The following is a 21,474-nucleotide window of genomic DNA, read 5'->3' on the forward strand; positions in this document are numbered from 1 at the left end:
CTGTTAGGGTGGGGTACGATCAATCTCCTAATTGGGAGACAGGTATGAACGGAAGCAATGAGGCTGTGCACGGAGAGTCTGGGCAGCAAAGCGCTGAGTTTGCCGCCGACACCCAAGCGGTACAGTTGATCAAAATGAAGGATCTTCGGAGCGCGGAGCTAAATGCAGAACTGTTAACTCAAATCGCTGAGGGCCTACGTTCCATCCAGCCGCAGATGAACGAGTTCCTTGATAATTTTTCTAAGGCTGTACAAGGGGCTCGGCAATGGTGGCGCTCGAATGGCCCACAAATTAAGGCAGCTATTGAGTGGCTTATATCGATTGATTGGCCTGCCGTTCTTAGCGCTATCCCTGAAACGTTCAGAAGGGCAATGGTTCGGGCGGCTGCACACGGATGGTTTGTGGGGTGGAACGACACGGCCCAAGAAGTATTCGACCTTACAGCAAAAATAAACTCGGCCGCAGATGCCGATATAGACGAAGTCCTTGCGACTCATTACCGGGCTCGGGTGCATGCCTATGGCGCGGAACTGTGTGCTGCATATCCCCACCGTGCCAAGCCAATTAATGCCGCCGTTTCCGTCCATCGGAGCCCCGACAGCGACGGCTTCTTCCTTTCAGTGCCCGTTTTTCTTGCCCAAGCGGATGGGGTTCTTCATGAAATTACTGGCTGTGAATCACCTATGTCAAAGGTAGGAAAGGCCGGCGCCAAGAGGATTAAAGCCGCGCCATTTTTGGAGTCTAATGCTGATGACTCCATGATTGCTTTTGGGGCACTAGAGCCAATCTTGGACATTATTCATTCACGGCTTTTGATGTCGAGTAGCGAACGAAGTGAAACGCAACGAATGACGGGAACGTCGTTTAGCTTCCTAAATCGTCACCAGGTAATGCATGGAGAGTCTAGCGACTACGGGAGCGAGGTTAATAGTCTCAAAGCGTTTACGCTCCTGACCTTTATTGGATTGCATTTGCCACTGGCGATGAAGCATAAGTAGAAATTGCCCTTGCGATACACCAACGCAGACGCCTCCCGGGTCCGGCACCACTTCGATGTGAATCGGTTCTTGTTTGGGGGGGGCGGTGTTCATGCTTCTGTCTCCTCGGGAGAGTTGATCGTCTGTTGAGGTGAGGGCTGCTTGGCTTCAGCGCGTTTGCGGTCGCGTTCAGCCTGTCGGGTGCGGGCAGTTTCTACGGCTCCATGGGCTGACAGCAGCGCTAAGAGTTGGTCCGTGTCCACTTGGATCGATTCGGGCGCTACGCGACCTTCCTGTCGATCGAGCAACGCCGCTTTCTGATTGGGTGTTAGCCCGCTAATAAAGGCATCGACCTGAAACACAAGCGGAACGACGACCTTTTTCGGCAGCGCCCGTCCATGGATGGTGCTAGAGGTGACTTTCGTTTTTCCTGCGGCTTTGGCCTGCGAGACCTTACCGCGAAGGAACTCGCCAGCTTGGGTCCCCATCTTGCGTACGGCTTCGATGGCAACCTCGGCGGCAACCTGCCCCAACCTCACCAACTCTTGGACATCCGGCTCCGCATCCGCGAGGACCAGATAGTTCTCGACGTGGGTACGGCTGCAATGGACCAGGGTCGCGATCTCATCACTATCCAGTCCCATCCCTCGGAACCGCTTAAAGCCCTTGGCCGCTTCAAGGGGGCGCAATTGAGCGTTCTTGTTGCTGGTGAAGATGCGCGCCTGCCGGTCCAGCTCGTTGCCACTGAATCCGACTATCGACACCCATTCAATCGGAGCACCTGCGGCAATGGCACGTCCGATGGCATCGTATCGGCGGTGGCCATCTACGATCTCGACGCCAGACCCATCGGGCAGCGGCACGACTTCCAAGGCAGGTAGCGTGCCGCCAGCCAGGATATAAGCAGTCAGGTCCTGAATTCCGGCTTCGTACTCGTCGTCAAGGTCGCGAAGGTTGAAACCGGCTTTTATGCGAATGTCGCTGTATCGGGCTTTCATCGCATCGGCGCGCTTGATCGTCTTGCTGTCGATCATTGACCGGAACGATGCGGGCGGGGTCGGATGGCTGCTCATGCTGTGGCCTCCTCGGTGGGCGCAACGGGTTCGGGCAGCTTGTCGTCCGTGAAAGTCGCTTTACTTTCGTCATGCTGTGCCCAAGCGGGCTTCGTACGCGTGGCCTTTTCGCTCTTGAACGGCATCACGATGCCAATGAAGCTTTCGTCCTTCATGTAAGGGAACACCAAAGCCGCGCCGTCGCCGTTCTGGGCGATCTCAACGCTGGGGAATCGATGCCCAGAGCCCAGTCCAAAGAACACACGCGCAGCCGATTGAAAGTCTTGCAAGTACTTGGGATTGAGGTCAGCGGCCACCCCTGATACGGAATCGGGGATAACTTTGCGCCAGACCGGATAATTGGCCGGAACAGGGGTGAAACTGATTTCGACTGCCCACTTGAACAGCGGAATCGACCACTTTCCATTTTCCTGAAAGGTCGCGGGGATGGCCCTCTGATTCCGTACAGAGCCGTCGATGATGCGTTGCAAGGCATCTTCAGGGATGATGAGGTTGATATCGTCCTCAATCTCATTGATGGCCGAAGAGCGCAGCGCGATCAGTCGATGTCCGTCAGTTGCGACGACAATCGTTTGCTCTTTGGTTGCCTCGACATAAACGCCGTTGAGGTAGTAGCGGATATCACTCTTGGCTTTGATTAAGCTTGCTGCTTTCAATGCAAGGTGATCGATAAGGATGGTCGGTTGGGTCATTTCGATCCTTGGGGGCGAAGGAATCTGCCTGCGCCTGGGTGGCCTTTCCAAATCTTGCAGACGATGGTGATGCTCACGTCGAATTGCTCAGCGAGCACTCGGGAAGGCAGAACACCGCGCATTGCGGTGATGTAGTCGATGTGTTCGTCTTGGAGTGGTGCGCCCTTGGGCGGAGGCTCCGGTATGGCGAACTCGGGATGAATGATTGGCGTCGGGGGCGGTATCGGTGGAGTCCATCCCAGCATGTCCCGAACGATGAATCCGATTCCGTTCATGGTCAGAAGCCTGCCCCGCGTCCAAGCCAGGGCAGCACCACGAGATAGAGGACGACGAACAGCAGTGCCCCGAGCCATGCGCCGAGCGGTATGCGGTCGTTGTTGTCCCAATTGCCTCGCCCTGCATGGTCTTTGGGCGCGATGAAATCCACCAGCCTATCTACTACCTTGGCGGGCGAGATTCGCTTTCGATTCGCGTACGGGGGCGCGATAGCGGTGAGTGTTTTCATATCGGTTTCCAAGGATCATTCGCCGCGTGGCGGCGGGTGAAGTAGTCTCCGAGGGGAGCCAGGACCAGCAGCACGAGGGCGAGCAGGGCCAGTCCCCAGCAGATAGCGGGGATGGATAAGGTCATGGGAAACGGCGCGGGGTGCGCGAGGGAGGGTGTAGATTGAGCGCTTTAAGCTAGTAACAAAATGCTATAAAGGCCTGTGGTCCTTCGTCCTAGTTGGTGCCAACTCAATTAAGAGAGTGATAAATGAGAACCGTATTGGTAGGTGTTGCCGTAGCGTTGGTGGCAGTTGTCCAGTCGTCCCATGCAGCTGAAGTCAGGATTCCTCGGAGCATGCAGGGAGACAAAGGGAAGTACTATCTTTTGGAGCGGTCAACGAAGGGCGGGATCATCACCGCGGTGTCGAGGCGCGACGGTGTTGATAGTGTTGTCTTTACTCGCACCGAGACCAACTGCAAAACCAAGAAAATGCGGGTCTTGGGAGAAAGCGAGACGTCGGTCCGCGACATCAACAATAATTCCACCAAGTGGTTTGATCTAGTCCCTGGTTCGAGCAAAAGCGATTTGTTCAACTATCTATGCAAGAAGTGAGTGGGGCGCCGGATCAATGATCAACGTAGCCTGATTCTACGAGGTGTCTAGATGGATGAATTCTGGGCAGTATTAAAGACTCACGGTATGTCTACGTTAGCGGAATTTCGTGTTCTTTGGGTGGAGGCTCAGCGGGGTAATGCTGATGCAGTAGCGAAGGTTTTCCGGATCAGCAGGGATTCGGCGTTTGCGGCAAATCGCATTGCCGAATGGGGCCAGCAACGCCGAGAATTTCTTCAGAAGAAAGGTGCATCGACAAAGAAGCGACCTGCCAAAGCTACTAACAACAAGAGTGTTTGGGAAAGACATCGCGAAAAGGCACAGGAGTCAAAGTGGACCCCCGTGTATCCCGGCGGTCTTCCGTCACTGGGGAAGAGGTCTAAGTAGCACTTCAGGCAGACTTCTTTCATGTGCTTCACATAATTGTTTCAGTGAACATCGACACGCGACGCTGGCCGAAACCCACTTTTCAGTGGTTCGGAGCCGTGCATGCCTGACAACACCCGTTCATCACGGCTCCAGGACTTGCACTGCTCATCAATCGCCGCAGGGTGCAGCCGTAGTGCTTGCCGCCCCTGGGTCGTTGAAATCCTCTGGTCTTGAGCAAACTTCGCTTCCGGGGTAGAGGGTTGCGCCCGGTGCCTAGAGACGCTTGTGCGCCATCGGCCTGTTCTATCGCTTGGCTGGTTGTTAAAGAGCGGTTTGTGCTGCTGCGGAACAAATAGTAGCAATAGCTACGCATATCATCAATAGCAAATGCTACGCTTTTTTTGTAACAAGCGAACTCCGATGTTTGTTGTACGATTCGGAATGATTTTGTTACGGAAGGGGTAGAGATGAGGTTTTGGGCTAGCGTGTGCGCATTGGTACTGATTGCCGGATGCGTATCGACCGGCGTACAGGTCAAAGATGAGCAGCTATCGTCATTCGTACCGGGGCAGACGACGAGGCAAGAGGTGATTGCGGCCTTGGGTCAGCCGACGACTCAAATGCGCAATGCGGATGGCACGAGCATGCTGATATACACGCACGTAGAGGCCCAAGCACGCGCCGCCAGCTTTATCCCTATCGTTGGCGCGTTTGTCGGGGGCGCTGATTCCCGGTCGAATCAGGTGACGTTGAATTTTGACTCTGACGGCAAACTCCTTGGGCACAGCAGCACAGAGAGCGCGTACGGCACAGGCTATGGCCTATCCGCAGGCCAGGTCGAATCTGTTACAGATCAGCCCCGAAAGGCTCCCTGACGAGAGAAAGTAGGTTTCAGCGAGGGAGCTTCCGAAGCTCCTGTCAAATTTAATTAAGACGAAGTTACGGAACCGAACTCGGTAATTTGGTACTCAGATAAATTAGACACTAGCGGCAGTTCGTAAATTGTTAGATTTGTGAAAAACACAACGTAATCGCTTGACGAACACAATGTGAACCTTTAAGCGAACTTTATGTCTATAATTCGTACGCCTTACTGATCGAATAATCAGTAAAGTTGCAGAAAGATCCCGAATGTGGTAGCCGATTAGGCCAGATTGCCGTCGCAAGACCTCACGCTCACCGAACCGATGGTGTGCCGCCTGTACGAAATGATTTGGCGTAGGGAGGCTCAGAAAGGAAATGGATAAGTTCAGCAGAAACCGTCTTATTAACGCGATTGTGTATTTCGCGCGTAATACGAAGTCTTCCGGCAAGATTAAGATCTTTAAGCTGCTGTATCTGCTCGACTTTGAACATTTCAGACAAACGGGCAAGAGTGTCACGGGCTTCGAGTATCAAGCATGGAAGTTTGGCCCTGTGCCGGTGGCTCTTATGGAAGAATGGGAGCAGCCAAAACCGGATATGGCGGAAGCTCTTCATATCGAGGCGGTGCGGGTGATTGACTATTGCCGTTATGAGGTCAAGGTCAATGATGGTGTTGAGTTTGATGATGAAGACTTTACGCCTCGTCAACTTCGAATCATGGAAGAGCTCTGCGCTCGTTTTGGCGGAGCGCTGTCCGAGAAAATGATTGACGTAACGCACGAGCAAAACGAAGCGTGGGACCGAGTTTGGCAGAAAGGCCAGGGTGCCTTCCACACGATCCCTTACGAACTCTCCATCCGTGAGGATGACGAGCATCGTGACGCTCTTTTGCAGATTGCCGCTGAGCAGCGGATGTACGAGCATGCCCTAGCAGGCGCGAGAAGCGTTAGCGTCCACTGATGAATAAGCCGAGATACGCGCCAGGTCAAATCTGGCGAGATGAATGCTATTACCTGGATGCCGTAACGCAAAGTTGCAAACCCAAGTATTTTGCGATACTCGCGCTAAGTGGCGATCAAACCGATTTTCTCACAGCAGTCCTGACATCGAAGCCCAATGGCTTGACCGAGCATCCCGCATGTTGTCTGGGACCTCCTCGCGCTGGTTTCTACCTCGGTGTTCTGGGTGGGCCTCTGCAGAAGCCCACCTGGATAGATTTCAGCAGTCTCCGGACGATGGAAGATCGAGACTTGAATCTACTTATTCAGCAGAAACGAACGACGATTGTCGAAGTGTCCCTTGAAACACGGCAACTGCGCTCCGCACTTGAATGCTTAAGGCAATCTGACGATATAAGTGGACGACAAGCCCGATGGATTGCTGATACGCTTGCCGGACTATAGTTAAAGGCCACCATTCGGTGGCCTTTTGCCTATCGTGCAGGAGTGGCCTACTTCGATAGCAGCCTTTCATCCACTCCATTTCTAAGGTCATAGGGTGACCAAAGAATTCTTCCAATGATGCGCACTTCGCGCCCGTCTTCTTTCTGTAGCGGGAAGGGCTTGTAGTCGAGGTTTATCGACTTAGCGAGCCATCTGCCATCTCGCTCGCGCTTGATGCATTTCACGATCATCTTTCCGCCGTGGTTGATGGCGTAGACGATACGCGGGTCGATCTGGCGCGGGTCGGTGATTTCTTCCTGATAGAAAAGCATGGGGCTGCGGTGCCTGATGATCGGCACCATGCTGTCCCCGTCTGCGTAGACGATTGTCATGCGGTCAATTGGCAAGCCGAAAGACTCTAAGAACGAACGGCGCAGCAGAATTTCCCCGATTTGCGTCTCGTGGTAGTTCTCAATGCCAAGGCTACCGGCGGCGAGCCGGACATCCAGCTCCGGGACGGGCAGGAACTCATGGTCATTCGCTGAGTACCCTGAATCCACGACGCGTCCCACATCTGGAGCGCGACTTATCCGCAGGGGCTGCTCGCGCTCCATTTGCTTGGTAGTGACGCCTCCTGGCTCCCATGGTGCCGGTGGGAGGCCATCGATTCTCATTGGGAACTCGTCAGCAGCGGAATCGAGATCGGCTAGGCCACCATGGCTAGGCGGAGCTGGTTGAGTCGGGGGCGCAACCTTGATGCCCAGCTTTAGTTGAGCAATCGCCAGGGCCATTGCGCCTTGTAGGGCGTTCAGCTTGTCGGGGGAGAGGTCGCGCACGTCCTTCTCAGGGATGGCGGGGAAGGGCCAGGACTCTATTGTTTGAGTGATGGCAGCTTTGCTCCCGTCCGGGTCAAACCAGCCTTTCATTCCCGGCATTGCTTCTACTGCCCTTACCGTCTTCTCGGAAATTGGCCGTCCGCCAGAAACCATTTGGCGAACAAAAGCCCCGTCTTTGTAGCCAAGGCGGCGACCAAAGTCGGTTTTGTTTCCGTGAGAAATCCGGTCCACAGCAGCCGCTAAGCGGGAAATGCGGAACTCGTTCAGTTGCACCTCGTTCATGCCAGAAAAGTAGCATACGCTACGGGTGCAATTGCTACTTGATATACGTAGCAATTGCTACTACCATGTCGCCATGGACGTGAACACATACCTATCTTCTCCCGGAGCCATGACCGTGTCGCAACTGCGTACGCGGATGATCGCTCTTGGATACCCCGTAAAAAGCGACGCACAAATTCGACAGTGGCGGACTCGCCACGAGGGGCGGGTTCCATCCCCTGAAAACTGTGTCGGTCTCGAACTAGCCACTTGTGGCGCCATCCGTCGCCAAGACCTGCGCCAGGACTGGATGAGGGTATGGCCGGAATTGGCTGGGGATAAGCAGACACGTTTACAGAACTCTCTGGAGGCGGAGTCATGAAATGGCCGCTTTACCTGTTGGTTTTAGGTGCTGGCGTTGTTGCCGTTCTTGTTTGGCGTCACACGACTGGAGATAGTCCAGCTGACTCATTCGTCGGAATTCTGTTTGTGTTTCTTTTGCAGTTCTTGGCCCTGACTCTCGCCTCGTTGTTTTCGAATTGCCGAGACCATCAAAAAGATAGCGGCAGCGTAGACGCTCAGTCCCACGAAGACGGCAAAGATGGCGAAGGTGGTGGCCGGTCTCGTGTCGCTGATATAGCGGCCGCAGATATATCCCGCAATTGCCAGGAGGAGTAGTGACATGAAGTACTCCCATCTCCTCCCTAAAAGCCGTGCCAATTTTGATGCTCCGCATTTGGCGACGCGGGCAAGCCTGGGAGCCATGATCCCGATCCCCAAGGGGACGAGCATCAACACTGCGTCCTTCAATGTGATCCCGAAAAACAATATTTTGTCCGGCTCCACGAGTAGTCCTTGTCTCTGTCTTTGGGTTAGGACTCTCGATCATATCCGGATGGGGTCGATTTTCAATTCTCTGGAGGTGGCGCATGCCTGATTCCTGCCAGCTGATCACGTCACACCCTATCTCAGTTGCAGAAATCTGCCGCTGGTTCCAAGTGGACCCGACAGACATCTTTCCGGTGGGTTGGGTCATAGACGCGCATATCCCTGGCGACACAACAACGCCGCCGCCATCCAACGCGATCCAAATCGGACCAACAGACATTTCCTGATTCGTTTGCATGTTGCTCATCTTAAAGACAGCGCCGTGTACCCGAAACCCTGATATCCGCAGTTTCCAAGGTAAGCCTATGACCATCCGCCTGCATTCTCATCACTGGCTTGATGTCCTTTACAACGATGTCCGCAATGCGCCTGGGGGCGTGAAGGACGCAGCACGGTTTCTGAGTGAACGCCGTGGCAAGTCCATTCATTACGAATCTCTGCGCGCCAAGCTCAACGGCCAGGAAGGCGAGGCGATGACGTTCGAAATGGCCGACCTATTGACGGAGTGGCTGTCGCAAAAAGCTGGTGGCGCAGAAGTGGCACATCGTTGGGCGCAAACCTACGCGATGGTCGAACACGGCCTTACCTGCTTGGATGTGCCTGCACCTCCTGAGGGCGGCTGGGCCGATGAGCTCAAGGCCATTCACGAAAAGGTTCTCAAGGTAGGCATGACCGTTGGGAGCTTGAATGCTTCGACGCTGAGCGCGATGGCAGACGGCCAGATTGACGCTGACGAACGTAGCGCTCTTTACACGTTGTTTATGGACTTGGCTGTTTTGGCATTCCGTGGTGCCCGCAATGTGTCGAGGGTGCAATGCTGAGTCGTTCGAGTTCAGGTAGCCCCGTAAGAGCGCGTGTAGCGCCTGGGGTGGGCAAGGGGGCGGTGCTGGCGCGAGTGGCGGGCCAGCTGTGCGCGAACAAGCGCTTTCAAGAGTGGGTCATTGCCCGCGCTGGCGCCGTCCCTCATGGTGTAGCAACGAGTGAGTACGCAGCCGACTACATACGTCGTGCTTGCGGCATTTCGAGCCGGAGCGAGCTGGGCCATAACGCTCAGGCGGCAGCACTGTTCCATGAGCGCATTCGTAAGCCGTTTCTCAAGTGGAGCGGTACGTATGCCTAGCTTGCATGTATTCCGTGGCTACCGCGTTCCTCTGGAGGTCATCACTCAGGTTCGTCAGATGATCCTCGACACTGAGCGTACCGTTGACGTTGACGCTCTGGTCTCTGTGATCAAGCCCAAGCTTATTGCGGTTGACCCCTGGTTCAGCACCACACGTGAAATGGCTGCGCGCCTTGCAGTGGATTCCCTGTTGGTCGATTACGCCCGGGCAGGAATGCTGACGCGTCATCCTCGCCGGTTGAGTTCGCCAGTATGGCGACGTGCGCAGACGGCAAAGGCCAAGCCATGACGTTGACCCGCAAAACCGGACTGAAGCAGCGCACGCCGCTCAAACGCGGCAAGCCGCTGACAACCAAGGCCCCGATGATGCGCGCTACGGCTGTTAAGCCGCCTCGTGCCGCGATGAAGGCACGTAGGAAAGGGAAGAGGGCGACCAAGACCGTTTATCGCAATCCCGAGCTGCTGGCTCTTGCTAACGGCGAAGAGTGCTTGCTGCGCGTGCCTGTGTACTGCTGGGGTGGAACAGATACCACCGTGGCTTGCCATTCGAACCGTACGCGTGACGGCAAGGGCAAGGGCATCAAGGCGCATGACTGGGCTATCGCGTTCGGCTGTGGTGGCTGTCACTGGTTCATAGACCAATCCCCGGCTTCCCGGGAAATCAAGTTGAGTTATTTCGTGCCTGCTCTGCGTCTGACGCGGCTGCGGATCATCGCTTTGGGCAAATGGCCTGAGCAAGCTGAGAGCGGGTATCAATCTTTGTATGGAGAGTCGGCATGAGCGTTGAAGTCATGACGATGGTGTTTAAGCGCTATCCCAACGGGGGCGGCGAGATGTTGCTTGCGCTGGCACTCGCTGACCATTCGAATGATGTAGGGACGGGGATATACCCCTCTATTGCGTCTCTGTCGGATAAGACTAGGCAGTCCGTGCGTGCTGTGCAGTATCAGCTGCGTGCCATGGAAAAGGCTGGCTGGTTGATCTTGGTCAATTCTGGGAATGGAGGGCGCAATCAGCGTCGTGAATACCGTATTTCCGAGGCTTGGATAAAGGGTGCAGATTTTGCATCCCTCGCCCCAGCCGACTCAGATCAAGAAAACGGTGCAAATTCTGCACCCATTAATTCAGCGGAAAAGGGTGCAATCCACGACATAAAGGGTGCAACTGATGACGCAAAGGGTGCAAATGACGACATAAAAGGGTGCAACGGGTTGCACCCGCATATAACCGTCATAGAACCATCAGAACCATCAAGAACCGTCAAAGGCGCACGTAAGCGTTCGCCTCATGGGTTCGACCCGATGAGCTTGGAATTGCCGGACTGGCTGGATGCAGACCTGTGGGGGCGTTGGGTACGTCACCGTGTGGAACTCCGCAAGCCGTTGACCGAAGAGGCCGCAAAGCAGCAGCTGAAGGACCTGGCTGCATACCGACTCCAAGGGCACACACCGACGGATGTGATCGAGAACGCCATCGGCAAGAGCTGGCAAGGCCTGTTTGCTCCGAAGGGGGCGGGCCTCGTTGGTGGCGCAAGCCAGCCGGGCAAGTTCAACCCAACGCAGTACGTCAATCGCAATCGCAACCACGGAGGCAACGGCCATGACGACGGTCGCACAATCGACATCTAAGCAGGCTGGCTGGTCTGTACCGCTGGCGAAGCTTGAGGGCATTTCCCTGATCGATCATCTGTGGAACAGGCTTTCGGGCACGTACGGGGGGCGGTGGCTTAAGGATTTCCCCGACATGCAGAGCATCGAGAACTGGAAGGGGGCATGGGCCGAAGCATTCGACGAAGAGGGCTTGACGCCTCACGAGGTTGCCGAAGGCTTGCGTGCTTGCCGTCGTATGTACGACTGGCCCCCGTCTGTCAGCGAGTTCATCAAGGCATGTCGGCCTGGCCTGATCCCGGAGAACGCGTTTCACGATGCCGTTGCGGGCATGACGGCACGCCAGCGTGGCGAGGTCGGCAGCTGGAGCCATCCGGCGGTGTACTGGGCAGCGGTTCGGGTCGGGCGCCACGACTTGCTCAACTGCGGATATGCAGTGATGCAGACACGTTGGGAGCGAGCATTGTCGGAAGAGCTGGCGCGATCCTCGTGGGAACCGATCCCGGCACCGGCGAAGGCGTTGCCGCCTCCTGCGGTCGATGAGCGGGCGAACGCCAAGGCTGCGGAGGCGATCAAGGAAATCAGCAGTCGAGCAGTGAGGCCTGATTGCGCTCGCGATCCAATCCGAGGAGCGCGGCGAGTGTTGGCTGAGCAGGCGCGCAAAGGTGGTCGGCGGTACTCGCCCGCAGTGGTGAAGCTTGCGCAAGCTGCCGTCGATGCCATGCAAAGCCAGGGGGCGCAGGTATGAGCGCGATGCAGCGGAACAAAGGGGCAGCATTCGAACGCAAAGTTGCCAACTTGCTTACCGAATCGACCGGCACTATCTGGCGCAGACGTGTTCGCAATGCGCTGGGTGACAGTGATGTCGTCGCAGATGACGCCGCTTTCGCCCTCATATCTGTCGAATGCAAGCATGCCAACACGCTTTGCCTGCCCGCGTGGTGGAGACAGGCACAAGCGCAGGCGGGCGATCAAGGGATACCCGTCCTCATCTACCGGCAAACGGGAGCGCGAGGCGAGTCCGTGATGCTGGATGCTTATCACGTTAATTCTCGGCATTGGCCGGTGCGGGGGCGTCACACCGTCACTCTCGACTGGGATGCCGCAATGCAATGGATGCGGGAAATGCTCCCGCTCAACACTACCTACAGCCCGGACATTATCTGATGAATACCACGACTATCTCTCGCGTGCCGAGTGTTGCGGCAGCAAAGCAAGAAGCAGAGCCCCTCTTTCGTAGCGCACACGCTGCGCTGACCTTTGCGTTGAATTATTCAATGCAGCAATATGACCGGCCCCTAATGAATCGGGCCATGGCAGGCCGATCTTCCCATGAAGGGAAGGGCCTTTTCGGAACGGACGGTGCTGGACAAGCAGGAATGATCCGAGCGGAGCTTGACCAACTGTTGCCTATCCACAAAGCTGTGTTGATCGCTTCGGTCGGGCCGTGGCAAGTCCCGTGCAGTTGCAAGGTTAGCTGCTGCTCTGGATGGAAACCTAACGCCGAGTGGGAGGCAGCAATGAGCCAGTTGACCACCTTGGCTGCTGGCGCTGCGTTGTCCGGTTGTGTGTCTAATGGGCGCGTCCGTTCGGCGTTGATACAGCGCTTGCTTGGGGCAAAGGTGACGCTGGCTGAGATAGCAGAGCGGTTTGATGTTTGCGAGCGCACGGTGACGGCTCACAGCCTGAAGATCAAGCGCTGGCTGTTTGGAAGTCAAGGGAAGAGCGAAGAGGACTCGAAGCTTGGACTGCATCAGGAGGCATACGCAGCAATCACCAGGCGGCTTCAGAATGGCGGCTTGGTGGGCGAAACCAACGAATCAAATAAATGATGTTGACGGTTGCAGTTTTTTCCTGCAATATCCGTCCTTAACGGATAAGGTGTATTAGTCCGTCTACAGAAACCCGCCCTCAAAAAAGGCGGGTTTTTCTTTTGCAGAATCCCATTGGCCCTGACTGGATAACCGGTCGGGGCCTTTTCATTTTCGCGGCGTAGCGCAGTGGGAGCGCGCCGGGCTCATGCCCCGGAGGTCACAGGTTCGAACCCTGTCGCCGCAACCAATCTCCCTTTGCTACCGAGGGCCGCACGTTGTGGATGGCGTGCGGGGGTTCGGGCGTCGCCGCCGGGCGGCGTGCAGTTGGTGGCACCCGGCACGATCACTTGAGGACTCTCAGCTATGACCTGCCTTGGATGCGCACGTAGGCGCGAGACTCTACGACGATGGACGGACCTTGCATATGAGCGAGCACGAAGCCTCTTTAACCCAACAGCTCCTAGCAGCACTGCTGGAGAACACGCAGGCCCAGAACAGACTGGCGCAAGCGATAGTGAGCCAAGCGGACGCGATAGCCGACCTAGCCGACGCCGTCGCAGGTCAGCTGAATGATGACGACCAAGGTTCGGGTACTACGTATCTGAGCGGCGCTCCACGCTGATGCCGACCAAGCCGAAGACGCACAAGGTTCGGCACGGCACGCCACGTCATGAGCCCATTGCCCCATCGTATGGACAAGGGCGAGGCGGCAGACCATGGCGCAGGCTCCGACTGATGATCCTGAATAGAGATGGCTGGCTATGCCAATGCGACGAATGCAAACGGCTTGGCCGTGTGCTCGTTGCACATGAAGTGGATCACCACATCCCGCTGTCTCGTGGTGGTACGGACGACCCTAGCAACCTGCGGGCTATCAACAGGGACTGCCACAAAGCAAAGACGCAACGTGAAGGCGGCAGGCGGTATCCAAAGCGGTCGCGCAACGCGGTTGGCACGTGACCCCGCCGCCCGACCCTGAAGCGGGGAGGGGTGGGTTCAAACTCTAGAGCCCTCTTGCCGGACACCGCGCCTCCAGCTTTTTTTTTACGCGTGCAATTCAAAAAAACGGTTTTTTCAACATGCCAAGACCCCGCAAACCTGACCACCTTAAGGTCGTTTCGGGCACGGACCAGCCTTGCAGGATGGACGGCCCGAACGCCGTCGAACTGCCATTGGTGGATGACATTCCGCCTGCGCCTGAATGGCTGATCAATCCGGCAGCAGTTGAAGAATGGAATCGCTTAGCGCGAATTCTGTACGCAAACAAACTTTTAACCGAGGCAAGCCTGACTTCGTTGGCGCACATGTGTGCGCTGCATGGAAAGATTCGTCAGCTGTATGCAGCTGGTGAAGCTCCAACAGCCAGCATGATCGGTGCTCTTCGCGCATATCAGAACGACTTTGGCCTAACGCCGGTCGCCCAGGGAAAGGTTAAGCCCTCTGGTGAAGTGCCAGCGGCAAACGAGTTCGCTAAAAATGGCCGCCCAGGTAAACGACAAGCCGCGTGATTATGTGGCAATCGCCATTGACTATGCGAAGGCAGCGGTAGCAGACAAAAAAAGGAAGAAATTTGGCAAGTGGATACGGCTCGCTGCAAAACGCTTTCTTGACGACCTAAAGCGAGCGAAACGTAAGAACTCTCCATTCATCTTCGATGAGTGGCATGCCAATGACCCTTGCGACTTTCTTGAAAAACTGCCCCACGTAGAAGGGAAGTGGGTGAATCCAGATGGTACGCCGCAGCCAAACCTTGTTTTGCACCCGTCTCACATCTTTTTCGTGGTGCAGTTGTTTGGATTTCGCAAACGCGATGGCACCGAAATACCTGACTACGGTTACTTCAGGCCGAGGCGATTCACGTCTGCGCTGTTCGCCGTAGCGCGTAAGAACGCGAAGAGCACGCTATCCGCCGGAATTCTGCTCTATTGCCAGTGCTGTGAGCCTGAAGAGGGCGCGCAGATCATGAGCGCCGCTACTACCTACAGCCAGGCCGCGATCATCTTCAAGGTCGCCAAGCGCATGGTCGAGCTGAAGACGGCTCTTCGCGAGGCCTTTGGCTTGCAGGTATGGGCGAAGGCAGTAACCCGCTTTGAAACTGGCGGCAGCTTCAAGGCGATCCACGCTAAAGCGAGTACGCAGGATGGTTTAAACCCGTCTCACACGGGGCTTGATGAGATTCATGCGCACAAGAACTCGGACTTGCTGAACGTTCTTACATCGGCAGCTGGTGCCCGGTCTAATCCGCTATGGCTATTCACCACAACGGAGGGATACGCAAACCCAGGCCCTTGGTCGGAAATTCGGCAGTTTGCAAGAAATCTGCTGCTCGGAGTGGTGGAGGCTGATCACTACTTGGCCTTGATATATGCGCTCGACGATGAGGATAAATCCGCTGGCTATAAAGAGGATGATGAGTTTGACGAAAGCAAATGGGTGAAGGCTAATCCACTGCTCGACATCAACCCGCACTTGATGGCGGCTGTTCGCAAAGAGGCGATTGAAGCCAAGCAAATGCCGTCGAAGCTGGCCGAGTTTCGAATCAAACGTCTGAATCGCCCTGCGTCAACAGCCAGCGGCTGGGTAGATCTGAACAAGTGGGCGAAGTGCAACGGAAAGGTTGATCTCGACTGGCTTTCTGACTATCCGTGCTGGGGAGGGCTTGACCTTGCGAGCACGACGGACATTGCCGCGTTCAGACTGGTTTGGGTTGTTGAGGGCGTTATCTATACCCATGGTTGGCGCTGGGTGCCAGCCGATGCTGTGACTCAACGCACGGAGCGCGGCACCGTCCCGTACGCGGGGTGGGTAGAAGACAAGCACTTAATCCAGACCGAAGGCGACGTAACCGACTATGCGGTAATCGAACGCGATGTCCTGGCCGCTGTCGAGCGATTTCAGATTGAGGCGATTGCCTACGACAACTGGAATGCTGCGGACTTGGTTAATAGGTTGGTTTCCGCGCAGGTCCCCATGGTTCAGTTTGTCCAGGGGACGAAGAGCTACCACCCCGCTATGCAGGCGTTGGAGCGCGCCTATGTTGGTCGAAAGCTGGCGCATGGTGGAGACCCGATTCTGTATTGGTGCGCATCGAATCTTGTTGCCAGACGAGATGTGAATTTGAGCATGGCTCCAGACAGAAAGCGCTCGGCAGACAAGATCGACGATATGGCCGCTTTGTTAATGGCTGTCGGGCTGGCGACAGCCAGCGAGGATGGAGAAGACCTCTCCGAATTTTTCAATAAAGCGGTGATTGGATGAAACACAAAGCGCAGAAAATCGGTCGTCTCCGCGCAGCGGTGCTCGGCTGGCTGGGCGCGCCGTTTGGCCTCACCGATACTGAGGCCTGGGCGCGACTTGGCAGAAGTAGCTCAGCTGGCGTCAACGTCAATGATCACAACGTTCTCCAGTTGTCTGCTGTATGGGCATGTGTCCGATTGATATCGGAGACATTGGGCACCCTGCCGCTCGGCATGAACGAGAAAACGACGACTGGAAAGCGTCCGGCACCTCAGCATTGGCTCCACTCCATTATTGGTACACAGCCGAACAGTGACTCGATAGCCTCCGTATTTTGGGAATCGGTAGTGGCTACGATGCTTTTGCGGGGCAATGCGCACTGCGAAAAGCTGATGATTGGCGAAAAGACGGTGGGGTTGCAGTTCCTCTACCCTCATCGCCTGAGCATTTCGCGATTGGGTGCGGGTACAAAAGAGTATCGATATACAGACGATGACGGTCGCCAGCGAATAATTCCGGAATCACGGATTTGGACTATCCCAGGATGGTCTTTGAACGGGAAGACAGGCGTTTCCGTCATTCGCTACGGCGCAGAGGTCTTTGGCGCCGCGCTGGCTACCGACGAAGCCGCGTCCGGCGTGTTCAAACGGGGGCTGATGCCAACGACATGGTTTAAGTACCCGAAGGTCCTCAAGGACAACCAGCGTGAAGAGGCAAGGCTGTTTATCGAGGACCGCCTGTCAGGCGCTGTAAACGCGGGTAGACCGGCCATTCTGGAAGCCGACATGGAGGTCGGCACCATTGGGATCAATCCCGCCGACGCGCAGTTACTTCAGTCTCGTGGCTATTCAGTCGAAGAGATTTGCCGTTGGTTCCGTGTCCCCCCTTGGATGGTGGGCCATACTGAGAAAAGCACCAGCTGGGGGACAGGCATCGAACAACAGATGATTGGCTTCCTCGTGTTCACGCTTGGCCCCTGGTTAAAGAGGATTGAGCAAAGCATCTCAAAGGACCTTTTGAGTCCCATCGAACGCATGCGCTATTACCCGAAATTTTCCGTCGAGGGATTGCTGCGAGCGGACAGCGCTGCACGCGCTTCGTTCTATAGCGTGATGGTGAATAACGGAATCCTGACACGTGACGAAGTGCGTGAACTAGAGGATAGGGCACCGATGGGCGGCAACGCCGCCGTGCTGACGGTGCAAACAGCATTGGCACCTCTAGATAGCCTAGGCAGCAACACAGTTGATCAGCAAGCCCGCGCCGCATTGGCGAATTGGCTGAAGGACATGATGGCCTCCACGGCCGACACCTGAAGGAAACCCCATGAGCATTAAGAACCTGCCGGTCGCACCGGCTGGGCGGCCTTGTTCGGCCGTCAATTCCTATCTGTCGCCGCGTGCCTTGGAGCGCTGGGACGCAGGTGTTCGGGCGGCTACTGAATCAGAAGAGGATCGTTCTATCAGTGTCTATGACGTAATTGGTTATGACTGGTGGACCGGAGAAGGGGTAACCGCGAAACGTATCGCTGGTGCCTTGCGAAGCTTGGGAGCAGGCCCTGTCACGGTGAACGTGAACAGCCCCGGCGGCGATATGTTCGAAGGGTTGGCGATTTACAACCTGCTGCGCGAACACCAAGGCGAAGTGACGATAAAGGTGCTTGGCCTGGCAGCTTCGGCGGCATCGGTCATTGCTATGGCTGGCGACAAAGTGCAGATCGCCCGCGCCGGTTTCTTGATGATTCACAACTGCTGGGTTGTAGCGCAAGGAAACCGGCACGACCTACGAGAGTTCGCGAACACCATGGAGCCCTTTGATGCGGCGATGGCGGACATCTACGCAGCCCGCACTGGCCAAGAAATGGCGACCGTCCAGCAGCAGATGGACGGAGAGACATGGATTGGCGGTAGTCAGGCGATTGATCAAGGCTACGCCGACGAACTTCTTCCGTCTGATCAAGTTGGCAAAACGGACTCAAAAGCTTCGGCTAGTGCAGTGCGTCGTATCGAAGCGGCAATTCGTGCTGCTGGCCTACCCAGAAGCGAGGCCCAGCGCCTTATTCACGATTTCAAGTCCAGCCTGAGCGATTCGGCTGGCGGCGGTGAGCGCGATGCCACCGGACGCGACCCGAGTGATTCGGTCGCCCTCAGCACTACGGCCCAACTGGCCGCATCCCTCACCAATATATTCACGAAGAGGTAAACATGTCGCAAATCGACAATGACATCAAGGCGATCAATGCCAGCCTGAAAGAGGTCAATGATCAGCTGAAGACGCACGCGGAGGAAGCAGACAAGCAAATCCGTGCCCACCAGCAGCTTTCCCAAGAAGCAAAATCTCAGGTGGACGATCTGCTGGTCAAACAAGGCGAACTGCAGGCGGACTTGCGTGCCGCCATGCAAGTGATCGCGAAGCTGGAGCAAGGCGGCGGATCGCCTGCAAAGGCCAAGTCCATCGGACAGGTGGTGGCCGAGTCCGACGAACTGAAGAAGTTCAACCCCAGCATGCAGGGCAGCTTTACCATCAAGGCTGCTATCACTCGTGAAGATGATTCCGCTGGCCCGCTGATTCAGCCCACGCGTGTTCCGGGAATTGTGGCTACGCCTAATCAACGGCTTTTTATCCGCGACTTGCTCACCTGGGGACCGACGGACTCTAGCGACGTTGAGTATGTGCGGGAGACGCTGTTCACCAACAACGCGAACGTCGTCGCAGAGAACCCCGTTGACCCGAAGCCCGAATCGGACATCAAGTTCGAACTGGATTCGGAGAAAGTGGCGACCATCGCTCACTGGATTCGCGCATCCAAGCAGGTGCTGCGCAATGCACGACAGCTGCAAACCTACATCAACGGTCGGTTGATGTACGGCTTGGACTTGAAGGAAGAGCTTCAGATTCTGAAGGGTTCGGGCGTCGGCTTGAACATGAACGGCATCCTGACACAGGCGATTGCGTACGCAAACCCTGGCGTGGTGGTTCAAAATGAAACGCGCCTGGATCGTCTCCGTATCGCCATGCTGCAAGTCACATTGGCCGAATACGAGGCTGATGGCATTGTCCTGAACCCGATTGATTGGACCAGTATCGAACTGACCAAAACGGAGGACAAGCAGTACTTATTTGCCACGCCTCGCGGTTTATCTGTGCCAGGCCTCTGGGCGCGTCCGGTTGTGGCTACGCAGGCAATGGACCTCAATCAATTCCTGACCGGCGCGTTCAAGCTCGGCGCGCAGGGTTGGGATGGTGAAGAGGCCAACATCACGGTATCGAATCAGGACCGAGACAACTTCGTCAAGAACATGGTCACGATTCTGTGTGAGAAGCAATCCACGGTTACCGTATTCCGCCCGCAGGCGTTCGTGAAAGGCGACTTTACCGGCTTGGATGTAGCCCCCTAAGGCGAGTTCATAGCCCGTCCGGCGACGGCGCAAAGCCGTCGCTGGATTACTGGAGAGTGATATGCCACAAGTGATTGCGATCAGGTCATTCGATCATGATGGCCTGCGCCGAGTGGGTGACCAGTTCGATGTGTCGGAAAAGGTAGCCGAGCAGCTGGAAGGCAAGGGCCTTGTCAAGATTGAGCAAGGCGATGGCAGCGTACCTGAGAGTGCGAAATCGCCAGAGTCGGCTAGTGCTACAGAAGGCGATCAGAAACCCAAACGGGCGCGCCGAAGAGCTTCGACGGAGTAATCCATGTCTGTTATCCCTCTTGCGACTGCAAAGCAGTTCTTGGACGTGATCCACGGGGCCGATGACGGCAAGTTGCAGATGCTGTTAGACGGCGCAGAGGAAGAGGCCGTTCAGTACATGAATCGGGCCAATTTTGAGGGGCCGTGGACGGGATTCGAGCCTAAGCCTGATGCTACTGGCGCGGAGACACTGCCTCCATCCGTGGTGGTGGGAATACTCCTGCTGCTTCAGGGGGTCTATCAAGCCTCACCAGAAGACGCTGAGAAGCTGCGTATGGCTGGTGAAATCAAGCTTCATCCTCAGCGCGTTTGTTTGGGGGCGTAATGCTCAGTTATCGACTTCGGCATCGAATCACATTCGAGCGCCCCGTTCATATAAAGAACGAAGAGTCCGGTTCTGTTCGCACGGTTTGGGAGGTGGTCATCGTCGGGGGGGTGCAGATGGTAGATGTGCCTGCTGAGGTCCTGACAGGTGCTGGACGCGAGCTCATTGCGGCAGACGCGCGTCAAGCACAAACCACTGCGCGCATCAATTTGCGATGGTTTCCTGTTGACCGGCTGGAGCTAGCCAAGTGGCGCATCCTTTGGGATGACCGCCAGCTTGGCATCGTCTCTGCGGAGACTGATATCACCGCTCGGCGCGAATGGCGTCTTCGTTGTGAGGATGGGGTGCGCGATAAAACTTGAGGGGGCGTAATGGCCGAAAACCGCTTTTCAGGCTTAGACCAAGCCTTGAAGAACATGAAGGACTTGCCCGTCAAGATTCGGCGCTCAGCAGCCCGCAAGGCTGTTGGCAAGGGAGCTGCGATATTGCGCCGCAGAGCAAAAGAGAACGCTTTGCGCATTGACGATAAGGACACAGGGCGAAGAATCGCCGACAACGTCGGCCAGCGCTATCGCAGCAAAGAATCCCGGCGTACTGGAGACGTGATCATCAGTGTTGGTGTTCTCACTAAGAGGGGCCGCATCCCCCGGGGCAATCCTGATGAGGGGCCGAAGGGAAATACGCCCCACTGGCATCTTAAGGAACTTGGAACGAGCAAGGTTCGTGCTGAGCCATTCATTCGCCCTGCTGGCGAGGGCAGTGTTGACGAGGTGCTTAATGCCGTCGCCGCCGAGCTGGACAAGCAAGTCACCAACGAAGTTAAGAAATTGGGGGTGTGATGTATCCGCCCATATACGCAACAGTAAAGACCTCTCCCGCTGTCCAGGCCGTGCTAGGCGAGGACGTACGCCTCTTTCCTTTCGGAAGGGTCCCGCAAGGCACGCCGACGCCTTATGGAGTCTGGCAACTGGTTCCTGGCGGTAGCCCTGAAAACTACCTTGGGAATCTTCCCGACATTGACAGCATGCTGGTGCAGGTCGATGTCTACGCGACCGACGATGTTGACGCACGCGAGGCAGCAAAGGCCTTACGAGATGCTATAGAGCCGCACGCACACATTGTCTCTTGGCGTGGAGAGGACACAGACACCGAAACCGACTTGGCCTTCGTGAGCTTTGACGTGAGGTGGTGGGTACCTCGATAGCTAACCCAACTTTATTTCACCTATGCCCCGCACCTCGC

The 21,474-nt window shown here is 56.0% G+C and carries 29 protein-coding genes and 1 tRNA gene; 24 read left to right on the forward strand and 6 right to left on the reverse strand.

Annotation, left to right across the window (positions count from 1 at the left end; translation table 11 throughout):
- Positions 1-44 precede the first annotated feature (44 nt).
- On the forward strand, positions 45-998 hold the full coding sequence (locus CAL20_RS02750) for a hypothetical protein (RefSeq protein WP_094837123.1): 954 nt from the start codon (positions 45-47) through the stop codon (positions 996-998).
- 89 nt (positions 999-1,087) lie between these two features.
- On the opposite strand, the gene CAL20_RS02755 is transcribed toward CAL20_RS02750, so the two are convergent.
- The 4 genes from CAL20_RS02755 to CAL20_RS25740 all read right to left on the reverse strand — a co-directional run bounded on the left by CAL20_RS02755 (position 1,088) and on the right by CAL20_RS25740 (position 3,372).
- On the reverse strand, positions 1,088-2,050 hold the full coding sequence (locus tag CAL20_RS02755; RefSeq protein ID WP_094837124.1) for a ParB/RepB/Spo0J family partition protein: 963 nt from the start codon (positions 2,048-2,050) through the stop codon (positions 1,088-1,090).
- Positions 2,047-2,742 (reverse strand): hypothetical protein, encoded by a 696-nt coding sequence (locus CAL20_RS02760; RefSeq protein ID WP_094837125.1) that lies wholly within the window; start codon positions 2,740-2,742, stop codon positions 2,047-2,049. Before CAL20_RS02760 ends, CAL20_RS02755 begins: the two co-directional genes overlap by 4 nt.
- Before the next feature lie 277 nt (positions 2,743-3,019).
- Entirely contained in the window at positions 3,020-3,247 is a 228-nt protein-coding gene (locus CAL20_RS02770; RefSeq protein WP_094837127.1) for a hypothetical protein, read from the reverse strand.
- On the reverse strand, positions 3,244-3,372 hold the full coding sequence (locus tag CAL20_RS25740) for a hypothetical protein (protein WP_256981327.1): 129 nt from the start codon (positions 3,370-3,372) through the stop codon (positions 3,244-3,246). Before CAL20_RS25740 ends, CAL20_RS02770 begins: the two co-directional genes overlap by 4 nt.
- 123 nt (positions 3,373-3,495) lie before the next feature.
- Here CAL20_RS25740 and CAL20_RS02775 point away from each other — a divergent pair, with 123 nt between their 5' ends.
- From CAL20_RS02775 to CAL20_RS02785, 3 genes are all read left to right on the forward strand, one after another.
- A complete protein-coding gene (locus CAL20_RS02775) occupies positions 3,496-3,840 on the forward strand; it encodes a hypothetical protein (protein ID WP_094837128.1) in 345 nt (114 codons plus the stop codon).
- 836 nt (positions 3,841-4,676) lie between these two features.
- Positions 4,677-5,084 (forward strand): outer membrane protein assembly factor BamE domain-containing protein, encoded by a 408-nt coding sequence (gene bamE / locus CAL20_RS02780; RefSeq protein WP_094837129.1) that lies wholly within the window; start codon positions 4,677-4,679, stop codon positions 5,082-5,084.
- A 364-nt stretch (positions 5,085-5,448) separates the two neighbouring features.
- Positions 5,449-6,033: a Panacea domain-containing protein gene (locus CAL20_RS02785; RefSeq protein ID WP_094837130.1), complete on the forward strand. Its 585-nt coding sequence runs from the start codon at positions 5,449-5,451 to the stop codon at positions 6,031-6,033.
- Between the two features lie 490 nt (positions 6,034-6,523).
- Here CAL20_RS02785 and CAL20_RS25745 read toward each other — a convergent pair whose 3' ends face one another.
- Together CAL20_RS25745 and CAL20_RS02800 are read right to left on the reverse strand one after the other, a co-directional pair.
- Positions 6,524-7,573: a S24 family peptidase gene (locus CAL20_RS25745; RefSeq protein WP_256981328.1), complete on the reverse strand. Its 1,050-nt coding sequence runs from the start codon at positions 7,571-7,573 to the stop codon at positions 6,524-6,526.
- A 447-nt stretch (positions 7,574-8,020) separates the two neighbouring features.
- Positions 8,021-8,398: a hypothetical protein gene (locus tag CAL20_RS02800; protein WP_094837131.1), complete on the reverse strand. Its 378-nt coding sequence runs from the start codon at positions 8,396-8,398 to the stop codon at positions 8,021-8,023.
- A 347-nt stretch (positions 8,399-8,745) separates the two neighbouring features.
- Between CAL20_RS02800 and CAL20_RS02805 the strand changes: the two genes are divergently transcribed.
- The 20 genes from CAL20_RS02805 (at position 8,746) to CAL20_RS25840 (ending at position 21,436) form a co-directional block, all read left to right on the forward strand.
- Positions 8,746-9,261 (forward strand): phage regulatory CII family protein, encoded by a 516-nt coding sequence (locus CAL20_RS02805; protein ID WP_094837132.1) that lies wholly within the window; start codon positions 8,746-8,748, stop codon positions 9,259-9,261.
- On the forward strand, positions 9,255-9,560 hold the full coding sequence (locus tag CAL20_RS25440) for a hypothetical protein (protein ID WP_143277040.1): 306 nt from the start codon (positions 9,255-9,257) through the stop codon (positions 9,558-9,560). Before CAL20_RS02805 ends, CAL20_RS25440 begins: the two co-directional genes overlap by 7 nt.
- Positions 9,553-9,849 carry a hypothetical protein gene (locus tag CAL20_RS02810; RefSeq protein WP_094837133.1) on the forward strand — a complete coding sequence of 99 codons (297 nt, stop codon included), beginning with the start codon at positions 9,553-9,555 and terminating at the stop codon, positions 9,847-9,849. The genes CAL20_RS25440 and CAL20_RS02810 overlap by 8 nt, the downstream gene beginning before the upstream one ends.
- A complete protein-coding gene (locus CAL20_RS02815) occupies positions 9,846-10,340 on the forward strand; it encodes a nuclease domain-containing protein (RefSeq protein ID WP_094837134.1) in 495 nt (164 codons plus the stop codon). Before CAL20_RS02810 ends, CAL20_RS02815 begins: the two co-directional genes overlap by 4 nt.
- Complete coding sequence (locus tag CAL20_RS02820; protein WP_094837135.1) at positions 10,337-11,188, forward strand: helix-turn-helix domain-containing protein; 852 nt, start codon at positions 10,337-10,339, stop codon at positions 11,186-11,188. Before CAL20_RS02815 ends, CAL20_RS02820 begins: the two co-directional genes overlap by 4 nt.
- Positions 11,160-11,915 (forward strand): replication protein P, encoded by a 756-nt coding sequence (locus CAL20_RS02825; protein ID WP_143277041.1) that lies wholly within the window; start codon positions 11,160-11,162, stop codon positions 11,913-11,915. The genes CAL20_RS02820 and CAL20_RS02825 overlap by 29 nt, the downstream gene beginning before the upstream one ends.
- Positions 11,912-12,334: a putative PDDEXK endonuclease gene (locus CAL20_RS02830; RefSeq protein WP_256981329.1), complete on the forward strand. Its 423-nt coding sequence runs from the start codon at positions 11,912-11,914 to the stop codon at positions 12,332-12,334. The genes CAL20_RS02825 and CAL20_RS02830 overlap by 4 nt, the downstream gene beginning before the upstream one ends.
- The gene (locus CAL20_RS02835) at positions 12,334-12,999 is read left to right on the forward strand and encodes a hypothetical protein (protein WP_094837137.1); all 666 of its coding nucleotides are present in this window, start codon (positions 12,334-12,336) and stop codon (positions 12,997-12,999) included. The genes CAL20_RS02830 and CAL20_RS02835 overlap by 1 nt, the downstream gene beginning before the upstream one ends.
- 154 nt (positions 13,000-13,153) lie before the next feature.
- Positions 13,154-13,228: transfer RNA gene (locus CAL20_RS02840), tRNA-Met, on the forward strand.
- 488 nt (positions 13,229-13,716) lie between these two features.
- Positions 13,717-13,941, forward strand: coding sequence for an HNH endonuclease (locus CAL20_RS02850; RefSeq protein ID WP_256981330.1), 225 nt, complete (start codon positions 13,717-13,719; stop codon positions 13,939-13,941).
- 182 nt (positions 13,942-14,123) lie between these two features.
- On the forward strand, positions 14,124-14,489 hold the full coding sequence (locus CAL20_RS02855; protein WP_256981331.1) for a P27 family phage terminase small subunit: 366 nt from the start codon (positions 14,124-14,126) through the stop codon (positions 14,487-14,489).
- Positions 14,458-16,239, forward strand: a complete 1,782-nt coding sequence (locus tag CAL20_RS02860; RefSeq protein ID WP_094837141.1) for a terminase large subunit — start codon at positions 14,458-14,460, stop codon at positions 16,237-16,239. Before CAL20_RS02855 ends, CAL20_RS02860 begins: the two co-directional genes overlap by 32 nt.
- Positions 16,236-17,534 carry a phage portal protein gene (locus CAL20_RS02865; RefSeq protein ID WP_094837142.1) on the forward strand — a complete coding sequence of 433 codons (1,299 nt, stop codon included), beginning with the start codon at positions 16,236-16,238 and terminating at the stop codon, positions 17,532-17,534. The genes CAL20_RS02860 and CAL20_RS02865 overlap by 4 nt, the downstream gene beginning before the upstream one ends.
- A gap of 10 nt (positions 17,535-17,544) precedes the next feature.
- Complete coding sequence (locus CAL20_RS02870; RefSeq protein ID WP_094837143.1) at positions 17,545-18,420, forward strand: head maturation protease, ClpP-related; 876 nt, start codon at positions 17,545-17,547, stop codon at positions 18,418-18,420.
- Between the two features lie 2 nt (positions 18,421-18,422).
- On the forward strand, positions 18,423-19,616 hold the full coding sequence (locus CAL20_RS02875) for a phage major capsid protein (protein ID WP_094837144.1): 1,194 nt from the start codon (positions 18,423-18,425) through the stop codon (positions 19,614-19,616).
- A 61-nt stretch (positions 19,617-19,677) separates the two neighbouring features.
- The gene (locus tag CAL20_RS02880; RefSeq protein WP_094837145.1) at positions 19,678-19,908 is read left to right on the forward strand and encodes a hypothetical protein; all 231 of its coding nucleotides are present in this window, start codon (positions 19,678-19,680) and stop codon (positions 19,906-19,908) included.
- Between the two features lie 3 nt (positions 19,909-19,911).
- Positions 19,912-20,232, forward strand: coding sequence for a head-tail connector protein (locus CAL20_RS02885; protein WP_094837146.1), 321 nt, complete (start codon positions 19,912-19,914; stop codon positions 20,230-20,232).
- Positions 20,232-20,594 carry a head-tail adaptor protein gene (locus CAL20_RS02890; RefSeq protein ID WP_094837147.1) on the forward strand — a complete coding sequence of 121 codons (363 nt, stop codon included), beginning with the start codon at positions 20,232-20,234 and terminating at the stop codon, positions 20,592-20,594. The genes CAL20_RS02885 and CAL20_RS02890 overlap by 1 nt, the downstream gene beginning before the upstream one ends.
- 9 nt (positions 20,595-20,603) lie before the next feature.
- Positions 20,604-21,071: an HK97-gp10 family putative phage morphogenesis protein gene (locus CAL20_RS02895; RefSeq protein ID WP_094837148.1), complete on the forward strand. Its 468-nt coding sequence runs from the start codon at positions 20,604-20,606 to the stop codon at positions 21,069-21,071.
- Entirely contained in the window at positions 21,071-21,436 is a 366-nt protein-coding gene (locus CAL20_RS25840; protein WP_094837149.1) for a DUF3168 domain-containing protein, read from the forward strand. Before CAL20_RS02895 ends, CAL20_RS25840 begins: the two co-directional genes overlap by 1 nt.
- Positions 21,437-21,474 lie beyond the last annotated feature (38 nt).

The sequence above is a fragment of the Bordetella genomosp. 4 genome, assembly GCF_002261185.1.
In the GTDB taxonomy this organism is placed as follows: domain Bacteria; phylum Pseudomonadota; class Gammaproteobacteria; order Burkholderiales; family Burkholderiaceae_B; genus Bordetella_A.

Coding starts and splice junctions, on each gene's coding strand:
- CAL20_RS02750 (WP_094837123.1), top strand. CDS start 45: ATGAACGGAAGCAATGAGGCTGTGCACGGAGAGTCTGGGCAGCAAAGC.
- CAL20_RS02755 (WP_094837124.1), bottom strand. CDS start 2,050: ATGAGCAGCCATCCGACCCCGCCCGCATCGTTCCGGTCAATGATCGAC.
- CAL20_RS02760 (WP_094837125.1), bottom strand. CDS start 2,742: ATGACCCAACCGACCATCCTTATCGATCACCTTGCATTGAAAGCAGCA.
- CAL20_RS02770 (WP_094837127.1), bottom strand. CDS start 3,247: ATGAAAACACTCACCGCTATCGCGCCCCCGTACGCGAATCGAAAGCGA.
- CAL20_RS25740 (WP_256981327.1), bottom strand. CDS start 3,372: ATGACCTTATCCATCCCCGCTATCTGCTGGGGACTGGCCCTGCTCGCC.
- CAL20_RS02775 (WP_094837128.1), top strand. CDS start 3,496: ATGAGAACCGTATTGGTAGGTGTTGCCGTAGCGTTGGTGGCAGTTGTC.
- bamE (WP_094837129.1), top strand. CDS start 4,677: ATGAGGTTTTGGGCTAGCGTGTGCGCATTGGTACTGATTGCCGGATGC.
- CAL20_RS02785 (WP_094837130.1), top strand. CDS start 5,449: ATGGATAAGTTCAGCAGAAACCGTCTTATTAACGCGATTGTGTATTTC.
- CAL20_RS25745 (WP_256981328.1), bottom strand. CDS start 7,573: ATGAACGAGGTGCAACTGAACGAGTTCCGCATTTCCCGCTTAGCGGCT.
- CAL20_RS02805 (WP_094837132.1), top strand. CDS start 8,746: ATGACCATCCGCCTGCATTCTCATCACTGGCTTGATGTCCTTTACAAC.
- CAL20_RS25440 (WP_143277040.1), top strand. CDS start 9,255: ATGCTGAGTCGTTCGAGTTCAGGTAGCCCCGTAAGAGCGCGTGTAGCG.
- CAL20_RS02810 (WP_094837133.1), top strand. CDS start 9,553: ATGCCTAGCTTGCATGTATTCCGTGGCTACCGCGTTCCTCTGGAGGTC.
- CAL20_RS02815 (WP_094837134.1), top strand. CDS start 9,846: ATGACGTTGACCCGCAAAACCGGACTGAAGCAGCGCACGCCGCTCAAA.
- CAL20_RS02820 (WP_094837135.1), top strand. CDS start 10,337: ATGAGCGTTGAAGTCATGACGATGGTGTTTAAGCGCTATCCCAACGGG.
- CAL20_RS02825 (WP_143277041.1), top strand. CDS start 11,160: ATGACGACGGTCGCACAATCGACATCTAAGCAGGCTGGCTGGTCTGTA.
- CAL20_RS02830 (WP_256981329.1), top strand. CDS start 11,912: ATGAGCGCGATGCAGCGGAACAAAGGGGCAGCATTCGAACGCAAAGTT.
- CAL20_RS02835 (WP_094837137.1), top strand. CDS start 12,334: ATGAATACCACGACTATCTCTCGCGTGCCGAGTGTTGCGGCAGCAAAG.
- CAL20_RS02850 (WP_256981330.1), top strand. CDS start 13,717: ATGATCCTGAATAGAGATGGCTGGCTATGCCAATGCGACGAATGCAAA.
- CAL20_RS02855 (WP_256981331.1), top strand. CDS start 14,124: ATGGACGGCCCGAACGCCGTCGAACTGCCATTGGTGGATGACATTCCG.
- CAL20_RS02860 (WP_094837141.1), top strand. CDS start 14,458: ATGGCCGCCCAGGTAAACGACAAGCCGCGTGATTATGTGGCAATCGCC.
- CAL20_RS02865 (WP_094837142.1), top strand. CDS start 16,236: ATGAAACACAAAGCGCAGAAAATCGGTCGTCTCCGCGCAGCGGTGCTC.
- CAL20_RS02870 (WP_094837143.1), top strand. CDS start 17,545: ATGAGCATTAAGAACCTGCCGGTCGCACCGGCTGGGCGGCCTTGTTCG.
- CAL20_RS02875 (WP_094837144.1), top strand. CDS start 18,423: ATGTCGCAAATCGACAATGACATCAAGGCGATCAATGCCAGCCTGAAA.
- CAL20_RS02880 (WP_094837145.1), top strand. CDS start 19,678: ATGCCACAAGTGATTGCGATCAGGTCATTCGATCATGATGGCCTGCGC.
- CAL20_RS02885 (WP_094837146.1), top strand. CDS start 19,912: ATGTCTGTTATCCCTCTTGCGACTGCAAAGCAGTTCTTGGACGTGATC.
- CAL20_RS02890 (WP_094837147.1), top strand. CDS start 20,232: ATGCTCAGTTATCGACTTCGGCATCGAATCACATTCGAGCGCCCCGTT.
- CAL20_RS02895 (WP_094837148.1), top strand. CDS start 20,604: ATGGCCGAAAACCGCTTTTCAGGCTTAGACCAAGCCTTGAAGAACATG.
- CAL20_RS25840 (WP_094837149.1), top strand. CDS start 21,071: ATGTATCCGCCCATATACGCAACAGTAAAGACCTCTCCCGCTGTCCAG.